This is a genomic window from Salinicoccus sp. HZC-1 (genome assembly GCF_046736035.1).
Classification (GTDB): domain Bacteria; phylum Bacillota; class Bacilli; order Staphylococcales; family Salinicoccaceae; genus Salinicoccus.
In genome coordinates, this window is sequence record NZ_CP177130.1 from 623,664 (window position 1) to 646,681 (window position 23,018).

At 49.3% G+C, this 23,018-nt stretch carries 21 protein-coding genes and 1 pseudogene; 18 read left to right on the forward strand and 4 right to left on the reverse strand.

What is annotated here, in order from left to right:
* The first annotated feature begins 33 nt into the window (after positions 1-33).
* Together ACKRAT_RS03235 and ACKRAT_RS03240 are read left to right on the forward strand one after the other, a co-directional pair.
* Entirely contained in the window at positions 34-702 is a 669-nt protein-coding gene (locus tag ACKRAT_RS03235; protein ID WP_411842029.1) for a helix-turn-helix domain-containing protein, read from the forward strand.
* Positions 703-734: 32 nt separating this feature from the next.
* Positions 735-1,595: pseudogene (locus ACKRAT_RS03240) on the forward strand (IS3 family transposase); the annotation flags it as partial.
* A 271-nt stretch (positions 1,596-1,866) separates the two neighbouring features.
* On the opposite strand, the gene tatC reads toward ACKRAT_RS03240, so the two are convergent.
* The gene (gene tatC, locus ACKRAT_RS03245) at positions 1,867-2,718 is read right to left on the reverse strand and encodes a twin-arginine translocase subunit TatC (protein WP_411843668.1); all 852 of its coding nucleotides are present in this window, start codon (positions 2,716-2,718) and stop codon (positions 1,867-1,869) included.
* A gap of 245 nt (positions 2,719-2,963) precedes the next feature.
* Here tatC and ACKRAT_RS03250 point away from each other — a divergent pair, with 245 nt between their 5' ends.
* A complete protein-coding gene (locus tag ACKRAT_RS03250; protein ID WP_411843669.1) occupies positions 2,964-3,161 on the forward strand; it encodes a hypothetical protein in 198 nt (65 codons plus the stop codon).
* 120 nt (positions 3,162-3,281) lie between these two features.
* On the opposite strand, the gene ACKRAT_RS03255 is transcribed toward ACKRAT_RS03250, so the two are convergent.
* Positions 3,282-4,601 (reverse strand): MFS transporter, encoded by a 1,320-nt coding sequence (locus ACKRAT_RS03255; RefSeq protein ID WP_411844404.1) that lies wholly within the window; start codon positions 4,599-4,601, stop codon positions 3,282-3,284.
* Positions 4,602-4,733: 132 nt separating this feature from the next.
* On the opposite strand from ACKRAT_RS03255, the gene ACKRAT_RS03260 reads away from it, so the two are divergent.
* The 9 genes from ACKRAT_RS03260 to ACKRAT_RS03300 all read left to right on the forward strand — a co-directional run bounded on the left by ACKRAT_RS03260 (position 4,734) and on the right by ACKRAT_RS03300 (position 15,160).
* On the forward strand, positions 4,734-6,227 hold the full coding sequence (locus ACKRAT_RS03260; protein WP_411843670.1) for a UDP-N-acetylmuramoyl-L-alanyl-D-glutamate--2,6-diaminopimelate ligase: 1,494 nt from the start codon (positions 4,734-4,736) through the stop codon (positions 6,225-6,227).
* Positions 6,208-6,444: a YueH family protein gene (locus ACKRAT_RS03265; RefSeq protein ID WP_411843671.1), complete on the forward strand. Its 237-nt coding sequence runs from the start codon at positions 6,208-6,210 to the stop codon at positions 6,442-6,444. Before ACKRAT_RS03260 ends, ACKRAT_RS03265 begins: the two co-directional genes overlap by 20 nt.
* A 10-nt stretch (positions 6,445-6,454) precedes the next feature.
* On the forward strand, positions 6,455-8,017 hold the full coding sequence (locus ACKRAT_RS03270) for a peptide chain release factor 3 (protein ID WP_411843672.1): 1,563 nt from the start codon (positions 6,455-6,457) through the stop codon (positions 8,015-8,017).
* 350 nt (positions 8,018-8,367) lie between these two features.
* Complete coding sequence (locus ACKRAT_RS03275; RefSeq protein ID WP_411843673.1) at positions 8,368-9,153, forward strand: TerC family protein; 786 nt, start codon at positions 8,368-8,370, stop codon at positions 9,151-9,153.
* Between the two features lie 50 nt (positions 9,154-9,203).
* A complete protein-coding gene (locus tag ACKRAT_RS03280) occupies positions 9,204-11,363 on the forward strand; it encodes a trypsin-like peptidase domain-containing protein (protein ID WP_411843674.1) in 2,160 nt (719 codons plus the stop codon).
* Between the two features lie 165 nt (positions 11,364-11,528).
* Entirely contained in the window at positions 11,529-12,884 is a 1,356-nt protein-coding gene (locus tag ACKRAT_RS03285; RefSeq protein WP_411843675.1) for a TrkH family potassium uptake protein, read from the forward strand.
* Positions 12,885-12,982: 98 nt separating this feature from the next.
* Positions 12,983-13,891 (forward strand): hypothetical protein, encoded by a 909-nt coding sequence (locus ACKRAT_RS03290; protein WP_411843676.1) that lies wholly within the window; start codon positions 12,983-12,985, stop codon positions 13,889-13,891.
* Between the two features lie 243 nt (positions 13,892-14,134).
* Positions 14,135-14,443: a nuclease-related domain-containing protein gene (locus ACKRAT_RS03295; RefSeq protein WP_411843677.1), complete on the forward strand. Its 309-nt coding sequence runs from the start codon at positions 14,135-14,137 to the stop codon at positions 14,441-14,443.
* A gap of 3 nt (positions 14,444-14,446) precedes the next feature.
* Positions 14,447-15,160 carry a hypothetical protein gene (locus ACKRAT_RS03300; RefSeq protein WP_411843678.1) on the forward strand — a complete coding sequence of 238 codons (714 nt, stop codon included), beginning with the start codon at positions 14,447-14,449 and terminating at the stop codon, positions 15,158-15,160.
* A 929-nt stretch (positions 15,161-16,089) separates the two neighbouring features.
* On the opposite strand, the gene ACKRAT_RS03305 is transcribed toward ACKRAT_RS03300, so the two are convergent.
* Complete coding sequence (locus ACKRAT_RS03305) at positions 16,090-16,293, reverse strand: YkvS family protein (RefSeq protein WP_411843679.1); 204 nt, start codon at positions 16,291-16,293, stop codon at positions 16,090-16,092.
* 176 nt (positions 16,294-16,469) lie between these two features.
* Entirely contained in the window at positions 16,470-17,069 is a 600-nt protein-coding gene (locus tag ACKRAT_RS03310; RefSeq protein ID WP_411843680.1) for a sigma-70 family RNA polymerase sigma factor, read from the reverse strand.
* 228 nt (positions 17,070-17,297) lie between these two features.
* On the opposite strand from ACKRAT_RS03310, the gene ACKRAT_RS03315 reads away from it, so the two are divergent.
* From ACKRAT_RS03315 to ACKRAT_RS03340, 6 genes are all read left to right on the forward strand, one after another.
* Positions 17,298-17,822, forward strand: a complete 525-nt coding sequence (locus ACKRAT_RS03315) for a competence protein ComK (RefSeq protein ID WP_411843681.1) — start codon at positions 17,298-17,300, stop codon at positions 17,820-17,822.
* 122 nt (positions 17,823-17,944) lie between these two features.
* Complete coding sequence (locus ACKRAT_RS03320) at positions 17,945-19,540, forward strand: hypothetical protein (protein WP_411843682.1); 1,596 nt, start codon at positions 17,945-17,947, stop codon at positions 19,538-19,540.
* On the forward strand, positions 19,530-20,327 hold the full coding sequence (locus ACKRAT_RS03325; protein WP_411843683.1) for a hypothetical protein: 798 nt from the start codon (positions 19,530-19,532) through the stop codon (positions 20,325-20,327). Before ACKRAT_RS03320 ends, ACKRAT_RS03325 begins: the two co-directional genes overlap by 11 nt.
* A gap of 113 nt (positions 20,328-20,440) precedes the next feature.
* A complete protein-coding gene (locus ACKRAT_RS03330) occupies positions 20,441-20,857 on the forward strand; it encodes a MarR family winged helix-turn-helix transcriptional regulator (protein WP_411843684.1) in 417 nt (138 codons plus the stop codon).
* A 204-nt stretch (positions 20,858-21,061) separates the two neighbouring features.
* Complete coding sequence (locus tag ACKRAT_RS03335) at positions 21,062-22,042, forward strand: acyltransferase family protein (RefSeq protein WP_411843685.1); 981 nt, start codon at positions 21,062-21,064, stop codon at positions 22,040-22,042.
* Between the two features lie 156 nt (positions 22,043-22,198).
* Positions 22,199-23,008, forward strand: coding sequence for an ABC transporter permease (locus ACKRAT_RS03340; RefSeq protein ID WP_411843686.1), 810 nt, complete (start codon positions 22,199-22,201; stop codon positions 23,006-23,008).
* Positions 23,009-23,018 lie beyond the last annotated feature (10 nt).

Here is a 23,018-nt window from a genome sequence, read left to right on the forward strand (position 1 = left end):
ATAAAACATCTGTAAACCTGGAGGGGGTTCTTTATGACTACCAGACATTTTTCGGCCGAAGAAAAGCTGGAAATCGTTCTAGAATTGAATAAAGGGACACCGATAAGCCATGTATGTAAAACATATCCGGTGAATCCTAAATCAGTGAGAGAATGGAAGGAAAAATATGAGAAGCATGGGGCTGAGGGATTAAAGAAACGAAAGAAACACAGAACCTACACCCGCGCATTTAAAGAAATGGTCGCAAAAGAGTATCAGACGGGCAGTATTTCCATTTATGAACTCGCATGCAAATACGATATACCGTCAAAAACAACTGTACGACAGTGGATTATACGTTACAATAATGGTGAAGAAATAAGAACGACGAGAGCGGGGGCTTCACCATTGACTAAAGGACGGAAAACAACGGTTCAGGAACGGATTGAGATCGCAAAACATCACGCTCAGGGGGATGTCAGTTACCGAGAACTGGCTGAACGGTTTGATGTGAGCTACCAGCAGGCGCGCACCATTGTGATAAAATACCGGGAATATGGTGAAATGGGACTCGAAGATAAACGCGGCCGCAGGAAATCAGAAGATCAGCTGACGGAAACGGAACAACTAAACCGGGAGATTTCAAAACTCAGAGCAGACAAGCGAAAACTTGAAGTGGAAAATGCCCTGCTAAAAAAGTTGGACGAACTCGAGAGGAACTAAAATACAGCCGGGTTCAGAGTCATCAACTTCACACTGCCATCACAGCCCTGCATAATGAAGGCTACTCCATCTCTGAATTATGCCGGGCGGCGGGTATTTCAAGACAGGCGTACTATCAGTATCAGAAACGCAGTGCATCGGCTTCTGAAACAGAGAACGATTGGATTGCGTCAAGGATAGCCGAATTCTATGTCGAAACAGAGGGCATATACGGCTATCGTCAGATGTGTTATGAAATCAACAAAGCACATCAGACGCACTATAATAAGAAACGCATCTACCGGCTGATGACACAGATGGGCTTACGGTCGGTGACCCGGATCAAAAAGCAGCAGTATATGCCACACACACCGCAACAGGTCGCTGAAAACATATTAGACCGGGATTTCAATGTCGACCACGTGAACGAGAAATGGTTAACCGATGTGACGGAATTTAAAGCGCTGAGTGGAGAAAAAGCCTATCTCAGTGCCATTATCGATTTGTATGATAATAGTATCATCGCCTACAAATTCGGACGCTCTAATAATAATCAGCTCGTCTTCGATACGTTTAAAGCGGCGATCCAAAAATGTCCGGATGCGACGCCATTGGTGCATAGTGACCGGGGATTCCAGTACACCTCTTTTGGCTTTAAAAAAATTTTGGAGGCCCAGCAAATGTGCCAGAGCATGTCCCGGGTGGGAAAATGCATTGATAATGGACCAATGGAGGCTTTCTGGGGCAAGATCAAAGCTGAACGGTTCCATGTCAAACGCAAACAGAAGTATTACGACACCTATCACACGATCATCAAAGATATTATGTGGTATATCGAGTTCTACAACCACCGCAGGCCTCAGCACAAATTCAAGGGGTTGAGTCCGTTGGAATTTAGAGCATTAGCCGCATAAAAAAACTCCAGAGAATCTAGATTCTCTGGAGGGAAACATTTATATTATTTCATTTGTAAACCCAACTGGGGTCAGATCAAATTTATAGAATCCTTTTTTAAAAAAGATAATTGATAGATGGAAATTTAAAAATTTTCAATAGAATGCCGTCGTATAAGAATGAGCGGCATCCAGTGGTGAAAATATGTATGTTTCCGATTCATTAAAAATGGATTTACAAACACAAAACCCCCGGCAGACCTTACTTAAAGCAGTCTGCCGGGGGTTCAATCTATTTTTCGTCTTTATCTTCAGCAGCAGTTTCTCCGTCGCCTGCTTTCGCCGCTTTCTTTGCAGCCCTGCGTTCTCTCAGCATCACGATATATATACTGATTTCATATAACACAATCATCGGACTGACTGTAATTAAATGCGTAAAGAAATCGGGCGGAGCAATCAGTGCGGTAATCACGAGCAGTGCGAAGTATACGTATTTCCTCACTTTTTTCATCAGCTCTGCATCGAGCAGTTCGATGTGGTGCAGGAACAGCACAATGATCGGCAGCTGAAATATCAATCCCATCGGCATCGTCGATATCAGCAGGAAGGACATATATTCATCCGCTGTGACCAGAACCTCGAAGTTCTGTTCTCCCATCTGGATCAGGAAAAAGTAGCTGATTGGATGGATGATGAAGTATCCGAAGGACAGGCCGGCCAGGAATAAAAGGAACATCAGCGGGAAATAGTTTTTTAAAAACTGAGTCTCTTTTTCAACAAGGCCGGGACGCATGAACTGCCATAGGAACCTGCATATGAACGGCAGACTCAAACCGATTCCGAGTGCACCGGCGGTTCTGATGTAAAATCGGATGACTTCGAAAGGCCCCCTGACGATCAGATCATGCCCTTTGGAAAGATAGGGGAACCAGTATTGAATCGTCAGGAATATAAGCATAAAGAAAAACACGAATACGACTGCCGATTTGATCAGCATACCGCGCAGATCATCCAGGTGTTCGACCAGTGTGGCGTCAGGCGTGTCGACCGTAACTTTCTTCTTGCGGCGTCTGGTTTCTTCAACCCCGTCATCACTGATGGCTTTTATCGTCTCTTTTCTGTCGTTATCGTTCGATGCCATCATGTTCACCTTCCATATCCATTAAAATAATAAGAGGCATATATGTATATATTTCCGTATATGTTCACTATACACTATTCCAATTTATTAAATAAAGTCATGTGTCCATAAGTAGGACATTATCATACAGATATTAATATCTCCTGCTGATACGTAGGAGATGTTTTTTCATTCCAGACCCCGATTTCCGCAATTTTTCCGTTTATTGATTCCGTTACAGGAAATGGTATATACGAGGAGAGGGTTCGATGCTGGCGGTTTTCAAGATTTCATTAACAATAATACTTTTTACAATGCTTATGTTTGTGGTGGACAGATCGTCATTGTTCACGGATAAGAAAAAAGATGAAAAGAATTCAGAGTCGGATATTTTCATGAAACGAATCATCGGACTGGAACTGGTGACGCTGATTATCGTTCTGAGCGTTTTGTATTTCAGAGGGTAGGCGTTATTTCAATTTTCATATGGTCATGGTCCTTCAGGTGCTCTCCATATAATTTGCAAATCCAACCAAAAAACCGGAATACCCGATTAAAAAGGCATTCCGGTTTCTTCATTTCATTTTCTATTCTCCGGCTCTTTTCCACCGCAGGCCGAACAGCACCGCATAATATGCAAACAGCAGTACGAATATCAGGCCGCTTGCGAGCAGCGTGGCAGTCACCGTGCCGAAAAGGTCGGCCGTCAGACCGCCGAGCATCGGGCCGAACATAGCGCCGATGCCCTGCACCGAACTGATGACGCCCCATGATTCGGCGCTCCGGTCTTCCATGATCGTGCCGGCGAGATATTTATTCCATGCCGGCAGCATGATGCCGTAGGCCAGCCCGATAAAGCTGGCAATTGTGAATATCAGCCAGACGGTTTCAAGCGTGCTGAACCAGATGATGCCGGCGGCATAGATGAAAAAGCCGCCGCAGATCACGGCAAACGTCAGCCGCACGGAATTGGTATCCAGCGCCCGGCTCAGCACGGTCATGCTGAATCCGACGAGTCCGAACACGATGAGAATGAAAAACGTGTACTCAAAATAGTTGAGCGACAATTCGGATGTGATGTATGTCGGGAGCACGGGCAGCAGCATGCCGACGCCGAGCCCCTGCAGCATGATGCCCGGCATGTTTTTCATGTGATGCCGCAGAATATACCATGTATCCTTAAGCGGCAGGCGCTTCTTCTCGCCTTTTTTATTCCGGCGTTTCGAAGAGGAGCCGCCGTCGTCCGGATAGCGGTCGCTAGCATATGCATCCGACCCGGCCCTGTCCGCCACCGGACTGCCGGAAGAGTTTTGGGTGTCCTTGGGACCGCCCACCGACTCGACGACTTCCTTCCGGTTGCCCGGGAGCACCAGGAACGTAATCAGACTGACCACGACTATACCGGCCATCGCAAATACGGAATCCTCGGCATAGATGCCGATCAGGAAGTTCATGAGGACCATTCCGGAACCGAGTCCTGCCAGCCACGAGAAGAATACGAGACCCATGTCACGCCCGCGGTTGGCTTCCTCGACATTGGAGAGTGCCATGATCCATATCGGACAGACGCTGATGCCGAGGAGACAGGCCGCAATCAGCAGCACCCAGAAGCTCTGGTCAAAACCGACCATCACCATGGCGCCGATGCCGAGCAGATAGCTCAGCAGCATGGTCCAGACCTCACCGATCTTCCGGATCAGGAATCCGAGCCAGACGTTCGTGGCCGCATCGAGCACATAGTGCATGGTGATGACGATCGAACTGAGCCCAATCGAGATGATTCCGATCGTCGGCAGGGCGGGCAGATAGCTCAAAATGAACATCCCCCGCACCATTTCCGTTAAAAATAAAATTAAAGAGATTTTCCAAAAACGCTTTTTCTTCATACCATTTTTCATCATTTTCACCTTCGTCAACTGAAATTGACACCCTGTCGAATCAAATATAACGATACTTTCCGTAACACTCATCTGTCAATTATCACTGTCCAACACTCTACTTATATTGTATAATATAAAAGTTGAAAGGTGGCAGGAAATATGAATTCGAGGACGCTGATTTCCTTACTCAAAATAAAAACCGCATATGGCGAATTTCCGGAATCTGTAACGAACATCACGACGGATTCGCGTGAAGCGAAGGCCGATTCCGTTTTCGTTGCGCTCCGCGGACACCAGGTCGACGGATATAACTTCATCCCGAATGCGGTGGAAGCGGGATGCCGGTTCATCGTGACGGACCGGTTCATCGAAATTCCGCAAGAAGCCGGACTGCTGATCGTCAAGGACCCCTCCAAGGTGGCGGCATTGTTCGCTGAATATATATTCGACTTTCCGCACGAGAGCCAGACGATGATCGGCGTGACCGGCACGAACGGCAAGACGACGGTCGCAACGATGATCCATAACCTGAGCCGTTCACTCGGCAAGAACAGCGCCTATCTCGGGACGAACGGCTTCATGATCAATGAAGACCGCTACGACAGCATCAATACGACACCGGAAACGACAAAGCTGCATAAACGTCTGAAAGAGGCGAACGACGCCGAGACGGAAGTCTTCACGATGGAAGTGTCGTCGCACGCGCTGAAGCTCGGCCGGACATTCGGCATCGATCACGACATCACGATATTCACGAACCTCACCCAGGACCACCTGGATTTCCACAGCACGATGGATGAATACGGCTACGTGAAGGGGCTCCTGTTCTCCCAGATGGGCCAGAATGTGCGGGACCGTAAATACATCATATTGAATAACGACGACCCGTGGGCGGCACGCTACAGCGATATGACGCCGCACGAGGTCATTTCCTACGGCATGGATGAAACCGCCGACTTCTGGCCGTCCGAAATCGAAGGGACATTGGAAGGGTTCAACTTCATACTCAATACCCCGGACGGACCGATTCCCATCAATTCGCCGTTCATCGGATACTTCAACATCCAGAATCTGATGTGCGCCATCATCAGTGAATGGCTGCAGGGCTATAAGCTGAAACGGATCGTCGAGGCAGTGAAGCATATGGAACCGGTCGAAGGGCGCCTCGAGGTGCTCGACCCGAAACTGCCGGTCGATATCATCATCGATTTCGCCCATACGCCGGACGCGCTCGAGAAGATCGTCGATACAATCGAACCGTTCGTCACCAAGCGCCTGATCTTCCTGGTCGGCATGACCGGGGAGCGGGACATGACGAAGGCCGAAGAGATGGGCCGGATTTCCACACGGGCGGATTATGCGATCTTCACCCCGGATAACCCGGCCAACGATGACCCGGGGATGCTCGTCCGGGCGCTGGAAAAAGGCGCGGCACACGCGGACTACAGATCGTTCATCGACCGCGCAGAAGGCATCCAGCACGCCATAGACATATCGGAACCGGGCGACACGATCGTGCTGGCATGCAAGGGCCGCGAACCGTACCAGATCATGGAAGACTACATCAAAGTGCCGCACCGCGATGATCTGATCGCGCTCGATGCGGCCTACCGCAAATACAGGAGCGATGAATATGCTGAAGACTGGGATTGACATTTCAGGGGAGCACGCCGTTGCCTATATATACAATAACGACGACGAGACACACATCATCAGCATTCCGTACATTAACTTTAGTCTGGAATTGGACCGGACGCTGTCACGTGAGACCCGGGAAGACGCAATCATTGCACACCTTTTCCATATGATGGATGAGGAGACGTGTGAAGATATCGCCGCGGCGATTACAGAGGTGACAGACAAACAGTAAGGAGATTTTTATGGATTTGAGACAGGAAATAGAAAAAAGGAAGACGTTCGCCATCATCTCCCACCCGGATGCGGGGAAGACGACACTCACCGAGAAACTGCTTCTGTTCGGCGGCGCCATCCGTGAAGCGGGGACCGTCAAGGGTAAGAAATCGAACAAGTTCGCAACATCCGACTGGATGAAAGTCGAGCAGGAACGCGGCATCAGTGTGACGAGTTCCGTCATGCAGTTCGATTTCGACGGCTACAAAATAAACATCCTCGATACGCCGGGGCACGAAGACTTCTCGGAAGATACGTACCGGACACTGATGGCGGTCGACTCCGCCGTCATGGTCATCGATGCCGCGAAGGGGATCGAGCCGCAGACGCTCAAGCTCTTCAAAGTATGTAAAATGCGCGGCATTCCGATCTTCACGTTCATCAACAAGCTCGACCGTATGGGGAAAGAGCCGTTTGAACTGCTGGAGGAGATCGAATCGACACTGGAGATCGAAACATATCCGATGACGTGGCCGGTCGGCATGGGGCAGAGTTTCTTCGGTATCATCAACCGCAAGGATAAGACGATCAACCCGTACAGGGAGGAAGAAAAGCTCCAGTTGACGGATGACTATGAATTGGAAGAAAATCATCCGATCGAAGCGGATGAGGCATTCCAGACGGCAGTCGAAGAATTCATGCTTGTGGAAGAAGCGGGCGATGATTTCGACAAGGAAAAAATCGCAGGCGGAGATCTGACACCGGTATTCTTCGGTTCCGCACTCTCCACATTCGGTATTGAGGAATTCCTCGACACATATGTGGATTTTGCACCGATGCCGACGTCAAGACAGACGAAGGACGACACGGAAATCGAACCGGTGGATGAGGCATTCCGCGGATTCATCTTCAAGATCCAGGCCAACATGGACCCGCGCCACCGCGACAGGCTCGCATTCATGCGCATCGTCTCCGGCAAGTTTACACGCGGCATGGATACGACACTCGCAAGGACCGGCAAGAAGACGAAAGTATCGAGGGCCACGATGTTCATGGCCGACGATACGGAAACGGTCAACGAAGCCTATGCCGGCGACATCATCGGCCTGTACGATACAGGCAACTTCCAGATCGGCGATACGCTTTATGGTCCAGACAGCAAAAAGGTCGAATTCGAGGCACTCCCTCAGTTCACACCGGAACTGTTCATGAAAGTGTCCGCCAAAAACGTCATGAAGCAGAAACACTTCTACAAAGGCATCGAACAGCTCGTGCAGGAGGGGGCCATCCAGTACTACAAGACGCTGCATACCAACCAGCCGATCCTCGGTGCGGTCGGACAGCTGCAGTTCGAAGTGTTCGAACATCGCATGAAGACCGAGTACAACACGGATGTGATCATGGAGCCGATCGGCAAGAAGATCGCCCGCTGGATCGAAAACGAAGAGGATATCAAGGACTCGATGCATTCGCAGCGTTCCAACCTGGTGCTCGACCGCTACGACAGAAAAGTATTTCTGTTTGAAAATGAATTCGCCACCCGCTGGTTCAACGATAAATATCCTGAAATAAAATTATACAGCCTGTTGTAGTGAAATAACTTTACATTCAAACCGCAATGTTTTATATTTGATGGGACATTAGACGTAACAAAATAATACTGATAGAACCTTTCCAGCGGACAGGCGGGTATGAATCCCTGCTGTCTGCACAAATGGAACCGGCCACCGGGGCAGATGCCCCCAAGCCGGTTCCCTGTATCGGAAAAGGGGAGTAACGAATGGGGCAACCCATCAATGCATCGTCACTACGGAGCAATCCCGGTGCATTGAGCAATGACTATTATTGTATCGTGAGACCTTGACCGAATTTGCGCACCCAAGCGCGGATTCCGGTCCGGGTCTCTTTTTTGTTGCTTCAGCATAATATAGGAGGAATTTTTATGGATTTTGCAGTATTACTCGAGTACTCGTGGGTGCTCATCGTACTCATCGTATTGGAAGGCCTGCTCGCCGCGGATAACGCGGTCGTGCTGGCTGTCATGGTTAAGCACCTGGATCCGGAAAAGCGTAAAAAAGCGCTGTTCTACGGTCTGCTCGGTGCATTCGTATTCCGTATGATCGCCATCCTGCTGCTTGTCTTTCTCGTACAGTGGTGGTGGATGCAGGCACTAGGCGCACTGTATCTGTTCTACGTATCAATATCGCATCTCATCAAGATCAAGCAGGGAGAAAGTGATACGGAGGAACTCGAGGAAGCTGCCAAAAAGCAGAAAGGCAGCGGCTTCTGGATGACGGTATTCAAAGTCGAACTGGCCGACATCGCTTTCGCGATCGACTCCATCCTGGCAGCGGCGGCCATCGCGCTTGCCCTGCCGGAAGTCGGCGGAGACTTTTTCGGCGTCAATGCCGGACAATACTCAGTCATGCTTGCGGGTGGTCTGATCGGCGTCATCATCATGCGGTTCTTTGCGACCTGGTTCGTTGAGATTCTCAATAAAAAACCGGGCCTCGAAGTGGCGGCATTCATCATTGTCGGCTGGGTGGGCGTGAAACTCTCGGTCCTCACGCTGGCACATGAACAGATCGGCATCATCCCGCATGAATTCCCGCATTCGACAACATGGAAGCTCATCTTCTGGACAGTCATGGTCATCGTCATTGTCGTCGGCTGGTTCTCAAGCAAAGATAGTGACGATCACGGCAAAACAGTGGAAAGGGAACCCTAAAGCCTTTATAATGTAGCGTAAGTTCAATTTTTTGACAGGAGGCGTCGCACTTGGAAAGAGGAGAGAAACATATTATTCCGAGAGATCAGTACCGCCGCAAACGCAGAGTATTTACAGACGAAGGCGAACAACGCATGGAACCGCGCGAAGGGCAGGCGGAGAACAGAGCATCCGGGCCGGAAAATCCGGTGCAGGAACACGCACGCCGCCAGCAGGAATACGAGCGTACCCGTGAATTCCAAAGTGATACTGACGAAGACGGGCAGGCACATGCAGATGGCCCGCTCACGCGTAGACAGAATCTTGAAAACAGAAATCATCCCGCAGAAGACGATCGTCCGGAACAGCATCTGGGCCAGTCAGCGGAAGGGGAACCCCGGCCCCGGGCAGTGTCCGGGGACAATCACAGCGGCATGAGGGGCAATCGCGAATTCCTAAATGAGAATTCAGGCATGGAGTCATCTACCGATCCTGATCTGAATCCGAACCAGAATCCAAAACCGGAGCCGGAGAGGGACCCCGATTTTGACGCGGAATCCACTCCGGAGCGAAATCAGCCCGGCAGGAATCAGCGGGAAGAAACCGGTGCCGATCGTCCGCCTGACCGGAGCACAGACCCGGACTATAACGCAGCACCGACGCCTGACCCGAATCAGCCCGGCAGAGAAGCCGATGTCGATCGGCGTCCTGATGCCGGCAGGGATCCGGATTTTAACGCAGCACCGACGCCGGAACCGAATCAGCCTACCCAGGATCAGAAGGAAGAAGCGGATCCGGATGCGGACTACGGACCGGGCGAAAGCGGCTATCGAGACCGCTCGGCACCGGCCGGCGGGGTCGGCGTGATCCCGCCCGGGAATGCAGGCGGCGACAACTACAGCCGCGGCAACCGCGATAGAGGCGAAGGCAAAGAGCCGCCCCGGGAAGACAATGACGGTACCGGCAATGGATCCGGCGGAGGCGGCAGACGGAGCAGACGCGGGCGCGGCTGCCTGGGAGCGTTCCTCATCCCATTGATCATGGGGGCGCTCGGTGCATTGCTTGTCCTTCTCCTCTTCAACTTCTTCGGGGATAACGGAGAGATCGGCACACCCGGAACAAAAGAGGGGCAGGAAACAACCGGAGATTCCGAGGATGCGGGCATGACGGATGAAGCCCGCCAGGAGATCGACGGCATCAAGGAGCAGATCCAGCAGGACAGCGGCGATACTGAAAAAGAAGTGTCGGATACAACCGCAGCCGTCCAGAAAGCGAAGCAGTCCGTCGTCTCCGTCATCAACCTTCAAAAGGCAGGCGAATTCATGCCGGGCCTCACTGAAGCGCCACAGGCAGAACCGGAAGAAGCGGGCACTGGCTCCGGTGTCATCTATAAATTGACGGAAGACACAGCATACATCGTCACGAACAACCACGTGGTCGAAGGGGCTGAAGAGATCCAGGTCAACCTGGCATCCGGCGACCAACTGCAGGCACAGATCATCGGCACCGATGTCTGGACGGATCTGGCGGTGCTAGAAGTGGACCGCGGTGAGATCGACAGCGCGATCGAGTTCGCAGACAGCGATGAACTGCTCGTCGGTGAAACAGCCATCGCCATCGGTTCGCCGCTCGGAGAAGCATTCTCCGGTTCCGTATCCCAGGGCATCGTTTCCGGTCTCGACCGCAGCGTGCCCGTCGATATTGACGGCGACGGCAACTACGACTGGGAATCCAACGTCATCCAGACGGATGCCGCCATCAATCCGGGTAACTCCGGCGGGGCACTCGTCGATGCTGCAGGAAACCTGATCGGCATCAACTCCATGAAGATCAGCATGCCGACAGTCGAAGGCATCGGATTCGCGATCCCATCCAACGAAGTGCAGCAGATCGTCACGCAGCTGGAGGAAAACGGTGAAGTCACACGCGCTTACCTCGGTATACAGCTGCAGGACCTCTATACAGTGCCGGCAGAAGTGCTGGCCAGTGAAATGAACCTTCCGGAAGACGTGAAGCAGGGCGTCATCGTCAGCAATGTCCAGGAAGGCACACCGGCAGCAGCAGGCGGCCTCGAGCAGCTCGACGTCATCGTCTCACTCGATGGCCAGGAAATCCAGAACATGCTGGAACTCCGCAAGTACCTGTACTATGAAAAAGAGCAGGGCGAAGAAATGACAATCGAATTTTACAGAAACGGCGAGCTCGAGGAGACCACGGTCACACTGGAGTAACCCGATGAAACCGGCCGGAAGGTCGGTTTTTTTCTGAATAAACCCCGGTTTCCTTCCAATAACGGGTATGGAGGGATAGTGGGGGTGCCCAAATCCTTTCAAAGAATGGGATGTTATTTGAAATTATTTTTTGTATACTGGATGTAATTGAAAGAAGGTGCTTCAATGATTAAGTGGATTAAAAGTTTTTTTCACGGGCTCAGCCCTCAGCGATGGCTGTTTTTATATTATCTTCTCGCGTTGCTCACGGCAACGTTCATGCTGAGTATCCCGTTCCTCTACCGCGGTGGAAAAGACATACCGATGGTCGACGTATTATTCGTTGCAGCATCGGCCCTGTCCGTTACAGGGCTGACTCCGGTGACGATTTCGGAGACTTTTAACACCTATGGGTACATAGTGATCATGCTCATCATGAATCTGGGGGGCATCGGCATCATGGCGATGGGTACATTGATCTGGGTGTTCTTTGGCGTACGCATCGGCCTGCGTGAACGCATGCAGATCATGGTGGACAATAACCAGCATAAGATTTCCGGTGTCGTGAGACTCGTGATGGATATATTCAAGACACTGCTGCTTATAGAGCTTGTGGGTGCATTCATCTATGTCATCATCTTTATGAACCAGTCCGGTGATGTCGGATATGCGATATTGAACGGGGTTTTCCTCTCCGTTTCGGCAACGACAAACGGCGGAATGGACATCTTCGGCAACTCACTGCTGAATTACACCGAAAATTATGTGCTGCAGCTCGTCGTCACGCTGCAGATCATACTCGGCGCCATCGGGTTCCCGGTTCTGATCGAGCTCAGGAACTTCATAAGCAGCAGGAAGAAAAAATTCCGTTTTTCTCTATTTACAAAAGTGACGACTGCCACCTACGGCATTCTGCTGGCAGTCGGTACGTTCTTTATATTCATCATGGAATCCCAGAATTACTTCGAAAATGATTCATGGTTTAAGACGCTGTCCAATAGTTTTTTCGCATCCGCGACCAGTCGCAGCGGCGGGCTGACCACCGTGGACCCGGCCCATTTTGCCGACGGCACCCAGGTCGTCATGAGTGGTCTCATGTTCATCGGCGCTTCACCGAGTTCCGCCGGCGGGGGAATCCGTACCACGACGTTTGCGCTGCTCATTCTATTCGTGATCGCATTCAGCCGCGGCCGGGACCGGGTCAACGTTTTCAACCGCGAGGTTGCCCGGGAAGATCTAAACCGTGCATTCGCCGTGATTTCACTGGCGGTGATGCTGGTGTTTGCCGGCATCGTGTCCATCGTAATGATCGAGGACAGCCGGTTCGATCTCATCGACGTGATATTCGAAGTCACCAGCGCATTCGGGACATGCGGTCTGTCCACCGGCATTACGAATGATCTGAGCAGTCCGAGCAAATTCATCATCATGATGTTCATGTTCATCGGGCGTATCGGCTTCATCTCGTTCCTATTCAGCATCGGCGGCCGCCAGCACGAACTGCCGTATCATTATCCGAAAGAACGGATTCTGATCGGCTAAGGGTTTCACTTTGAAGAAGCGACTTTGAATTGATTAGTGGAAAAATCAATTTAATATAGAAGAAAACCGGTTAGTGACTCGACAGAGAGGAGAATTTCATGCAGGAGTTTTTCAGCATCAGCCTTATCATTACGCAGCATATCAACCGTTCGCTCGGCGACCGGCAAGGGGTCAGCCTGTCGAAGGTTTCCAGATACAAGCGCAGTTTGTCACTCGAGGAAAATACGCACATCCTGCTGTGTGATCTGGGCGGGGCAATGGGCATCGACCAGGAATATTCCAAACCCCGCAATCCGTCGATCACCAGCATGAACTACATGCAGTACAATTTCGGCGTGTTCAACCACCAGGACCTTTCCAACGTATCGAAACTGCGCCGTGCGCTGAGTTTTTCCGATTTCCCGTGGATGAACTGCAATGTGGCGCACCCGATGACGAAAGAGCCGTTTTTCGGCGAACCCTACAACGTGTTCATCATAAACGGCATGAAACTCGTCATTCTGAGCGGCTACGGCGGGGACTATCTCCCGGAATCGGAGAAGAAAGAGCCGACGCTCCATATTTCCCGCCTCGGCAGTTCGGTGAAAAGATGGCTCCGCTATATTTACGATTCGGAAGATCCGGACTACGTCATCGTCTGCATCTCGGACTGGAGCGGAGAAATCAACGAAGTCATCAAAGACATGGAAGGGGTCGGCATGCTGGTGACGGGCAGTCATCAACAGGAAGAAGACGGCCATGAGGCAGAAGGCGAGGATCCCGGCGATTCAGCCATCGGACTTGGCGTCAATGCGTCTCAGTACGAAACATATACCGTTCCGGAAGATGGGCAGGTACCGATATATCACCATCACCACAACAGCCAGGTGCTGCACATCTCCATAAACTTTAAAACGCGCACCAACACATACGAATATTTAAGCCACTCGGTTGCGAACATCGATAAGGAAATCTCCCAGCTCAGCGAAGATTATAATCTGCTGGATTTGGTGCACTATCATCTGTAGGTGCCGAGTGAGTGTGTATACAGACTGCAGGCAAGGGCATTGGAAATGGCCTGTCTGCAGTTTTTTGTTTTCATTCCTTTGTTTCCCCGTCCTTTTCCAATTTCTTCAATAACTCATCAATGACATGCTGAAAGCCTCCCGGATTTATAAAATCCGTTCTTTTATTTCTGAAAAGAGCAATTTGGCCATTTTTACCTATATATAGGGTGAGGGGTTTTTATTCCACAAATTAAGGAGGCAGCTATGTTCATTACAGAAAGAAACAAATCGAAGCAGCATATTCATTTGGAGACTTTGGAGAGAAGGGCGGAACTCAGCAAAAAGGAATCATTGGATCTGGGCCGCTACCGGTCCGGGTACGCGGGGGAGAAGGAATATGATACGGTTTTTGATGAAACCGGACATGATCATCTGTATATTTTCCGCGACATCTGGCTCCGCATCGACAATGGAAATATCCAATTCGACGCACTCATCGTTGCCGACAATATCATGATTGTCAACGAGATTAAAAATTACAGCGGCAACTATTCCTATGAAAACGATATGTGAAAAGTGCGCGGCCAGCAGATTTCCGAAGATCCGGTCAGCCAGATCCACCGCGCGGCGAACAAACTCGTCAAGCTCCGCAACGAATCCGGCTTCCAGTTCAAAATCCAGAAGGAAATCATCTTCATCAACCCGTATTTCATATTCGGGTCCGGCGATTCCGCCAGCCAGAATCTTTTCGTCATGAGAAATCGGTCAAAGCAATACTTCCGCAGCCTGGGCAGCAATACCGCCGGCCGATCCGCCAAAGTCCTGTCCGAAGAAGTCGCCAGACGCATCACCCGTGATCCGTATCCCACACCCGTCACCGACTACAGCCGCCTGAAGCTGGGCCTGAATTGCTGGAAGTGCGGAGGATACGACTTGGAAATAAAGAGATTCAGTACGGTATGCTGTCACTGCAATTACTCTGAAACCATTGAAAGACTGATTGTGCGCACTGCGATCGAGTATGCCGTTCTATTCCCGGAAGAGCGGGTGATGATGAGAAAAATATATGAATTTCTGGCACATAATGTAGACACCCAGAAAATTCAGCGCTGGATGAGCAGATATTTCCATGTGGTCAGGAACGGATCACGCAGTCATTATGAAATTAAACATAAAAATCTGCACAGAACACTGCAGGAAGGCGGATACCGTTCAAGTTACGAACACGATCCGGAATTCATATTTGAAAATCATCCGAGAAGACACAAATTGAATCTGAATTATGTGTAAACAGCTGCCGGCGGTTCCGCACACATCAACGCAATGCATTCAATAATGTAAGAAGAGGGGTTCACATCATTGAGATAAAACCATTAATGCGGGAAGACGGCCTCATATCAATGGAATGGAATCATTAATGTAAAGAAGGGTCCCTCACCTCATTGAAATACAGCCATTAATGCAAGAAGACATTCTCACCTCAACGCAGAGAATTCATTAATGCGGAGAGGAGCCATTACCTCAACGGAAGCCGTTCAATAATGCGAGAGCGTATTCTCACATCAACGCAATGAATCCATTAATGAGAAGATGTTGTTACCCCATCAATGATTCAAAACCAATGACGCGGCTTCTCCAATTAAACTAGACCCCATAGAATGGACACACACTGAACCATCTATAAATAATCTGGACATCTTCGAAGCTGTCAGTTTTACTTGTAGACATGAGAGGATATAAGAATTTACAATGGCTATTTCAAATGATATAATATAAATAACAAACAAAGTGTTAAACATGAAACACCGAACCCCTAATCTACTGGTATAGATTAGGGGTTTTATGGTGTTATTGGATGTCATCCAGCTAGTCGTCTCCTCTATTTCTTTTTGATATATTGATTTTGAAAAGGTTTGAAAAGGATGAAAATATAAAGGGTTATCTCATCGAAACTGTAAATCCGGTGACAAGATAAGATGCCTGGCTTTTCATCCCGCTGGAACCGATGATAAGGTGCGCTGTTTCAGTTTGATAAACCCCGCATCCTGCCGCACAAACTGCTAATCAACACTCACCCGGCGATATCACTACACCCGGCTCCCTGCAAAAACACAAAACCACCCCGATTTCACAACAAGTGAAACCGGGGTGGCTCTCTCAAACTCATAACCCACAGATGCAAAGACTACATCCATGAATCCCTTCCATATCAGAAAGTATTACTCTTCTATGATTGTGTAGCGTTTATGATTGACTACAGTCTTTTCAAACATTTCGTGTTCGTCGAAGCTGTCGTTGATCGTGATGTCGACAATAACGGAATTGTCATTCACTTTATCGACTTTACCTTTCATACCATTAAATTCTACAATGTTTCCAACTTTAGCTGCAACTACTTCTTCTTCTTCTTTAGTATCTGCCATGCGTCATACCTCCACAACAATGATGTAAGACATTATACTACTTTTATCACAATTTGTAATCAACATTCCGACGGATTTCCAAAATTAAAAGTAACCGCTTACACTTCCGGACCTCAAAACACCCCGGAATCCACCTGTAAATAAACCCCCGAAACGGCTGGAGGACGCGGTTTACATCACCCGCGCAGCTCGCCCAGTTTCGCCCGGGCGCTCTTCCGCCAATTCTTCACGCTCGACACACTGAATCCGGAGGCTGCTGCGATTTCGACAACGCTGTACCCGCGCAGAGTCAGCAGCAGCCACTCCCGTTCGCGGTCATCCAGCGCCCCGAGCATATCCCGGAGCTCAGCCAGCAGCACCGCATCCGAATCCGCGGCACCGCCTGCGCCACCGGTGCTGCCGATACTTTCAATCAGCAGATCATCTTCGGTCGCACTGACGGCATTGGTATAGCGGGAGACCCGTCGGATCTCATCGATCATCCGCTGATAGATCCGCGTATACACGAACTGGGATTCCGTCGCGCCGCGGGCCGCAATATCATCATATGTAGACAGTGCATTATATACGGCCATTCTCCCCACCTGCATATAGTCATCCTGGTCGAAGCGGATATTCAGTTTGCCGATGATGCTCTGGATCATCGGTTCATAATCAATAATCCGCGTGTCGGATGCGCTGCCACCGAGCGTATCATGTCCTGCATTACCTTCACATCCATCCTCAGATCCAATCTCAGCTTCACGCACTACTTCATTCATTTCAAACTTTGTCATCACAATCACCTTGTGATGTATCGATACATCTATCGTATTTCCGGATGCATCCATCATAGCCGCGGGACGCGCCCAAAGACGAACCTGTCTAAAACACAAAAAAATAACTAACTTGCACTTAAGTTAACATATTTAAATATTTTGTTAATTATTTGTTAAATAACTTGAAGTTGGGTTATAATAAATCCAAGTATTGGATTGGACATAACGACAACTACGAGGTGAATCATGTTTTCTGAAAACCCGCTCAACCCCGGCATCTATTACATTGAACCGGTACAGCATCCTGAATTCCTGTGTCACATGGTCTATCAGAACGGCCGTACCATCCCATCAGCCAAACCGTCCGAAACACTGATCGACACGCTTTTGCTCCATACATACGGCACCACCATCAAAGCACGGCGCACACAGCTCAAAAAGGCGCACAATATCCATAAGCTCGGTCCCATCATCATCGATGAGCGGCTCCAATTTGTATTATTCCCCATCACGGTAAGCAGACAGAAAAACGCATTTTGGGTGAACCTGCACCATGTACTGGAATTTACCGGAGACGGACCGGATGCCACCATCATCCATTTCAACGACGGTTCGCAAAGATCAGTGCAGGCGGACTTTACATTTTGTGAAAAGCAGTTTACGAAAGCGCTCAGGGTGATGGACCGGTCTTTGAAAATTAAAGCCCAGAGTGCGATGTACATTACACAAAAATCTGCCTATTCATGGACGATGAACAATCACTACATATGATCCACATACCGCCGAATATTGATATTCTGTAAAAAATATTAAACTTTCCGTCAATTCGCATGGAAACTCTTTCATTTTGTCTGGTTGTTTAGGATAATAAAATTATGGACGGGGGAAGAGCGATGAAGATTCTAGTTGCCGGCGGCATTTATATCAATACCGAACAGACGGAGCACATCGAACTTGCCGGTGGGTTTAAAACGGCGGGGCTCGTCGGCAGCCACTCCCGCCACGCGGTCTATATACATACGAATTTCAGCACCGAAGAAACGAAAATAACATCAGCAATCAAAAAATCACTCAGGGAGCAGGGCGTGGACCCGCGCTACGCGGGAACGGTGTCCGACGTCTACGGCCGGCTGGATAAAGAAGGCTTCGAGTCCGGCAGCAACCTGTATGAAACCGTACGCCTGGATCACAGGTTCCGCAAAAAGCTCGAAGCCTTCGATGTGTTCATCCTCACGACTGATATCGCGGAACGGGACTTCCGGTGGCTGCTGACTTTTGCGAACAACCACCGGATCAAAACGCATGTGTTCACGTGCGGGGAGTATCCGGTGCGCCATGACAACGGCCGGATCCACGTCCATACGCTTTATGATCCAGAAGGGGCCACGGACAGTGACGGCGAGCAGTCGCAGCCGGCATACCATGAACACATTGGCACCATCAAGGACATCCTCCAGGCTGACGGCATCATTGAACCCTTACCGGTCGAACGCGCGTTCAGTGAACAGCCGAAGTCGCCGCTCTATGATGCCGGGCGCTTTATTGCGCAGATTGCCGCACTCGCGCTTGTGGCGGCACTCGTCCTCGGCGGGGCGATCTTCCTGCTGCAGCAGATCAGCGGGCCGGGAGAGGAATATGAAACATATATCGACTGGCAGGCGCCGGTTGACCACGATAGCTGCAGCACCATAGAGGAATGCAAAAACCTCGGCGACCGGTATCTCGGGGAGCTTGCTGAATACGTCGACATCCAGGATGAGCCCCACGTGTTCATTGAAAACAGGAGCCGCTTTGATTACATCACGTATCAGGTTGGTGGTGATTTCCAGCTTACAGACCCGGATTATCAGGCGGATCTGCCGATCGGCACGGAAGCGGAGTTCATGGGAATCTGGGAGAAGTTCACCGCCATCATCCCGAACGAACGGATTGCGTCCATCAGTCAGTTCAATCTGTTTTCGGACGGGGAAGGGAACACACTGGCCTATGTCGACATCCAGCCGGAAGGGACGACGCTCGGGGTCGATATCCGGGACAACGATAACCGCGCGAGCCAGTACCGTACGCTCATCCACGAGTACGGGCATATCCATTCCCTGCCGTCAGAAGACTTTACGGATGAGTGCATCGGCACGGAACTCGACTGTCTGAAAGAGGATACGCTGATGGCGGATTACATCAGCCGGTTCTGGAGCCAGTACGGGGACAAATGGATTGAGAACAAATACAAGTCGGATCCCGAAAAAGAAGCATTCTTCAACAACAATATTAACGATTTCTATGTGCCGTATCAGGCACTGAATCCGAAAGAGGATTATGCCGTAACATTTGTATCATTTATCACCAAATCCATGCCGCAGGGGGATTCCCAGCTGAAAGAGGTGAAAGTGCGCGCCTTCTATGAAGACCCGGATCTCGTGGCACTGCGGGTGGATATATTGGAAAACCTTTTAGCATACGAAAAAGAGAGGGCATCAAATGAAGCTTAAAGTGAAGATCAAAGATACAGGGCTGACAATCGAAAAGGTTAAAATACCGTCCGAATCCACAGTGGCGGACCTCATCACACAGCTGACCCACGACAATCTCATAAACATCAATTTCACAGAAAATCTCATCCTGAAGGGGCATGAGGATAAAGTACTGTCCGGCTTAAGGTTATCGGCGGTGTTCGCAGATGATGAAAAAGCGGTCATCTACAATACGGATATGAAAATAACGCTGACGCATAAGAAGGCAACGCAGAATACGCTCGCCGGGGAGAAGCTGCTGGATTATTCGAAAGTCGTCCAGACCACCGGCAAGTTCTGCGAGATGACCGAAGATGTGGAAGTGAAATACGGCACGCTGTTCTATATCCAGCAGCAGCACCAGCAATACCTCGTGCGGTATGAAGAGAAGGGCATCGAATTCTTCCATTTCAGGGAACAGTATAATGATGCATTCCTGGATTCGGACCGGAGCCCCTTTTTAAGGGTGGAACTCAAAGCACGCAACACACTGTCGTCAGAAGAACTGAAGTGGATCCGCTCCATCATGTTTCCGTCCAGGGAGAAGCGGAACCCAATCATACATATGGACAAAGATCTCCTCGGCCAGGCGGCACTCGATGATATTGCGATGCTCGTCCACCGTCTGATCGTCATCATCGGCAAGTTCAAAAAGAAAGGAGAACCGTTCGATGCCCGCGCGTCCCACGTCCCGGCATATGTGCAGGTGGGGGAGAGATGCTCGGCCGGCTATATCACGATGGAGCAGCTGGAGAATATCAGATAGAAACCGCTGAATTTTTCAAAAATTCATATACTGCTGTTTTTTTGTCTATGCATGTTGTGTATAATGATAGGGGAGTTATCACGAGTAAAATGTAAAGAAAGTCGAGGCATAACATGCACGGAATCAGCACACGGAATATATGCAGGTACATTTATCTGCTGAATGCTAAAATTGAGCATCTGGCTGAATTTGAAGCAGAGCAGGGCAATCTCACGAGGGACGAGTTATATATAATCGAAATGATCGATGAAGATCCCGGAATCACACAAAAGACGCTGGTGGAGCGATTTAAGAAGAAACAGACATCCATTTCCCGGGCAATTACGAAGCTTGTGGACAGAGGATTCATACAGAAGAATCCGAATGCAACGGATATGCGGGCGTCCCATCTCACGCTGACAGACCAGGGCAAAGAAACGCTTGAACAGCTGGAAGCGCCGATATGCAGCCTGTCGGACCACATCGTGGAAGAACTGGACGAGAAAGAAAAAGAGCATTTGATGAAAGCATTGGAAAAAATCCATCTATAGCAGCTGAACCCCTGGGAATAAAGTCCCGGGGGATTTTTTGTTTCCAACCGGCCCGTTAAATCGGACTGCGGTATTGTTAAGATTTTGTAAAGAAGCCCGGAAAGGGCGGATATTATATGACACCCCGGCATGAAAAGTGATAAGATTTATCGAGTTGAAAGAATCACAGCAATAAGAATTCATCATAAGAGCGGGGCAATGATCATGATTAAAAAAAGGATAGAATGGCTGGATATTGCGAAGGCACTCAGCATAATACTCGTTGTACTGGGCCATGCCGGCCATGCATATCTCGATATTTACCTGGGATGGTTCAGGATCCCTTTATTCTTCTTTTTATCAGGAATACTTTTTAAGCCGGTCCGGTTAAAGGATTTCTTCTTATGGTCACGCAAAAAGGTGCATAGACTGATGGTGCCTTACTTCACGTACGGCATACTGATCTTCATCGTTTTCAATTACCAGAACCTGGACATGATTTCTGAACATATTGCGACGCTTCTATACGGCGGCAGAGTGCTGCAGGGCCCCTATGGTGTATTCTGGTTCATCACAGTGCTGCTGCTGACCCAGATATTATTGGGCCTGCTGAGCCCTTTTAAGAAGTGGGTCCAGGCAGCCATCGTATTCATTCTGTTTTTAGCCGGGCATTATCCTGTGCTTCCTGAATATGATTTCATATGGAACCTGGATGTCGTGCTGATTGCGGTTTTCTATTACTCGCTGGGCTACTTTTTAAAAGATTTCATTGTGAAATACAACAATTCTCTGCCATTGGCGGCTGTTTCCGCCTGCATCGCAATGATTTTCATTGTACTTAATGCGAACGGCTTTATGAATCATTACCTGAACCTTAAAATGACCCGGTTGAATACTGTCTTTCTGGATATAATCATTCCGTTGTCATTCTTCATGCCAGTCATATTTGTAAGTACATTACTGACGAAATATAAAATAAAAAGTCTTCTGGAAGGGGTCGGCAGGTATTCCATCGTCATTATGTACCTCCACCTGCCGGTGAATATATTCTTCCGGACAGTGCTGAACTATGATGTAACGACGTTTGAATTCACTTTCTTCGGCGTTGTCATTCCTGTAGTCATCGGCTACATGCTGTCAACAAACGGAATGGCGAAGAAATTACTGTTGGGCCAGACTGTCAAAGTACCCAAAACGGCGGGCTAGAGCGGGCAGAACGGTTTATGGCCGTTCTGTTTTTTTATCGGGCTATTAAATGACACCCATAGCGATTCGTTTTATAATAGAATGATCAGAGAAGTATATACATAATTGTCAAACGCATGTATTGGAATAAAAAATGTAACGTATAGAGGGAAAAACATGAATCATGTCATTAAATTATTGAGAGAACAATACAGGAGCCTTCATCTGATATGGAAGCTTTCCCTGTACAATATCAAAAGCGAATACTCGAACCATTATCTCGGCCTGTTCTGGAACATCCTCCAGCCATTGATGCAGGCGGCCATCTACTACATGATATTCGGTCTCGGACTGCGCGGGGCGACGGCGCCGGATGCCGATATCCCTTTCATCATATATCTGATTTCCGGATTGTTCCCATGGCTGTTCATCTCACAGGCGATCAATATCGGGTCGAATTCAATATACGCTCAGCTGGGGCTGGTGACCAAGATGCGGTTCCCGTCCAGTGTCCTGTTATCCATCTCATTTACGAACAGCCTGATTAATCTGTTCTTCATGACGGTGATCATCGGAGTGATTTCGCTGTTCAGCCAATACAGCAACCCGCTGTACTTCCTCGGGCTCCTGTATTTCCTGGTCGCATCTTTCGCATTGATTTTTGCGATTACGCTGGTGATGAGCACGCTGATCATTCTGGTCCGTGACTTCCGCAACGTCCTGCAGAACTTCATCCGGATGGGATTCTTCCTGACGCCGATCTTCTGGCAGGCCGGCGAACGCGGCGGACTGCTGCAGATGGTCTCCGATCTGAATCCGTTCGCCTACCTGGTCCAGACGTACCGTAATGCGCTGATCTACGGCGAAGGGTTCTTCTACGGTGATGGTGTGGATCACATGTATTTCTGGAGTATTACTGTTTTCCTGCTGATAATAGGCAGTTATCTTCATATGAAATTCAGATATAAACTGATTGATTATTTATAAAGGTGGTATT

Coding starts and splice junctions, on each gene's coding strand:
- ACKRAT_RS03235 (WP_411842029.1), top strand. CDS start 34: ATGACTACCAGACATTTTTCGGCCGAAGAAAAGCTGGAAATCGTTCTA.
- tatC (WP_411843668.1), bottom strand. CDS start 2,718: ATGATGGCATCGAACGATAACGACAGAAAAGAGACGATAAAAGCCATC.
- ACKRAT_RS03250 (WP_411843669.1), top strand. CDS start 2,964: ATGCTGGCGGTTTTCAAGATTTCATTAACAATAATACTTTTTACAATG.
- ACKRAT_RS03260 (WP_411843670.1), top strand. CDS start 4,734: ATGAATTCGAGGACGCTGATTTCCTTACTCAAAATAAAAACCGCATAT.
- ACKRAT_RS03265 (WP_411843671.1), top strand. CDS start 6,208: ATGCTGAAGACTGGGATTGACATTTCAGGGGAGCACGCCGTTGCCTAT.
- ACKRAT_RS03270 (WP_411843672.1), top strand. CDS start 6,455: ATGGATTTGAGACAGGAAATAGAAAAAAGGAAGACGTTCGCCATCATC.
- ACKRAT_RS03275 (WP_411843673.1), top strand. CDS start 8,368: ATGGATTTTGCAGTATTACTCGAGTACTCGTGGGTGCTCATCGTACTC.
- ACKRAT_RS03285 (WP_411843675.1), top strand. CDS start 11,529: ATGATTAAGTGGATTAAAAGTTTTTTTCACGGGCTCAGCCCTCAGCGA.
- ACKRAT_RS03290 (WP_411843676.1), top strand. CDS start 12,983: ATGCAGGAGTTTTTCAGCATCAGCCTTATCATTACGCAGCATATCAAC.
- ACKRAT_RS03295 (WP_411843677.1), top strand. CDS start 14,135: ATGTTCATTACAGAAAGAAACAAATCGAAGCAGCATATTCATTTGGAG.
- ACKRAT_RS03305 (WP_411843679.1), bottom strand. CDS start 16,293: ATGGCAGATACTAAAGAAGAAGAAGAAGTAGTTGCAGCTAAAGTTGGA.
- ACKRAT_RS03310 (WP_411843680.1), bottom strand. CDS start 17,069: ATGACAAAGTTTGAAATGAATGAAGTAGTGCGTGAAGCTGAGATTGGA.
- ACKRAT_RS03315 (WP_411843681.1), top strand. CDS start 17,298: ATGTTTTCTGAAAACCCGCTCAACCCCGGCATCTATTACATTGAACCG.
- ACKRAT_RS03320 (WP_411843682.1), top strand. CDS start 17,945: ATGAAGATTCTAGTTGCCGGCGGCATTTATATCAATACCGAACAGACG.
- ACKRAT_RS03325 (WP_411843683.1), top strand. CDS start 19,530: ATGAAGCTTAAAGTGAAGATCAAAGATACAGGGCTGACAATCGAAAAG.
- ACKRAT_RS03330 (WP_411843684.1), top strand. CDS start 20,441: ATGCACGGAATCAGCACACGGAATATATGCAGGTACATTTATCTGCTG.
- ACKRAT_RS03335 (WP_411843685.1), top strand. CDS start 21,062: ATGATTAAAAAAAGGATAGAATGGCTGGATATTGCGAAGGCACTCAGC.
- ACKRAT_RS03340 (WP_411843686.1), top strand. CDS start 22,199: ATGAATCATGTCATTAAATTATTGAGAGAACAATACAGGAGCCTTCAT.